The sequence below is a fragment of the Paenibacillus sp. 01T422 genome (genome assembly GCF_056398785.1).
On sequence record NZ_JBFTQB010001579.1, the window covers coordinates 1 to 543 of the forward strand.

A 543-nucleotide genomic window follows, 5' to 3' on the forward strand; every position below is an offset into this window, starting at 1 on the left:
AACAACATGATGTAGGTCCCTTTTTGCTTAAGTACTCTATGAATGTTGTTGTACATGGATTCTAAATCGTTTATCCAAATATGAACGCCATTTGATGTGTATACAAAGTCATATGCATTAGAGCTAATTTTAGCTAATTTCATCGTATCGTCGCAAATGAATTCGATATCCCAATCATGATTTTTAGCGATATTGTAAGCGTTCTCTAGTTTCTCCGAAATAATATCACATGACGTCACCTTTGCCCCCATTAATTGAAAGGCAAAGACGGCATGATTATCGCCACTTGAAGGAACCAAAACCCGTTTGCCATTCATATCTGGTATAGCTTCCTGAATCATGGAATACGTCATGCGATGAAAGGCCGACTCAGGAGAATTACTAATTTTTGTTATGGCTTCATCTGTTCGGTACTTTTGATACCAGGTATCGGACCACTGATTCCATTGATCTTTGATGACAGTGTTGATGATATTCACTCTTAGCTTCACTCCCTCATTGAAAACATCATTCCTGCAAAGATTCATTTTAAGTATGCAGTTG

At 37.6% G+C, this 543-nt stretch carries 1 protein-coding gene; it reads right to left on the bottom strand.

What is annotated here, in order from left to right:
- The coding region (locus AC1DUA_RS40280) for a class I SAM-dependent methyltransferase (protein ID WP_477504968.1) at nt 1–479 on the bottom strand (479 nt) is incomplete at its 3' end.
- Between the last annotated feature and the right edge of the window lie 64 nt (nt 480–543).